General features: G+C 41.9%; 2 protein-coding genes. Both read left to right on the top strand.

The annotated features are described in order from the left end of the window. The first annotated feature begins 215 nt into the window (after positions 1–215). Positions 216–419, top strand: coding sequence for an excisionase (locus ACU8YE_RS23895; RefSeq protein WP_446929818.1), 204 nt, complete (start codon positions 216–218; stop codon positions 417–419). A 78-nt stretch (positions 420–497) separates the two neighbouring features. Further along, the coding region (locus ACU8YE_RS23890; protein WP_446929820.1) for an integrase DNA-binding domain-containing protein at positions 498–627 on the top strand (130 nt) is incomplete at its 3' end.

The raw sequence follows: 627 nt of genomic DNA, 5'->3' as shown, positions 1-627 counted from the left end.
CTTTAGCAGGATTGCCTGCAACGACATTCTTATCGTGATAATGATACTCCCATACAGTCAATAGTCCGAGCGTGATAAAACCGTCGCAGGCAATGAGTATGGCTACATGAGAACCATGCAGGGGTGGAACTCCCGTGAGCTTTGCTAAAGCTGTTCGATTGCTGGTAAAACAACTTTTATGAAATCCAAATAAGTGATTTGGAAAGGAGGATTTTATGAAGCAGACTGACATTCCTATTTGGGAACGTTATACCCTAACCATTGAAGAAGCGTCAAAATATTTCCGTATCGGAGAAAACAAGCTAAGACGCTTGGCAGAGGAAAACAAGGACGCTGGCTGGCTCATTATGAATGGCAACCGCATACAGATTAAACGCCGACAGTTTGAACAGGTTATTGACAAATTGGACGCTATCTAATGCAAATGAGCCTTGTATGTGTTATGATGAACACAAGTCATATCAAGGCTCTTTCCAACAAGGAAAGGAGCAGACACCATGAAAGAAAAAAGACGGGATAGCAAAGGACGTATCCTGCATACTGGAGAGAGCCAACGAACAGACGGGAAATACTTATATAAATATGTGGACGCATTTGGAAACACAAAATATGTGTATGCTTGGAGAT

It is taken from the genome of Ralstonia sp. VS2407, from assembly GCF_052950655.1.
Note: the sequence above shows the minus strand (reverse complement) of the source record. Positions and strands in the feature narration are given on the sequence as shown.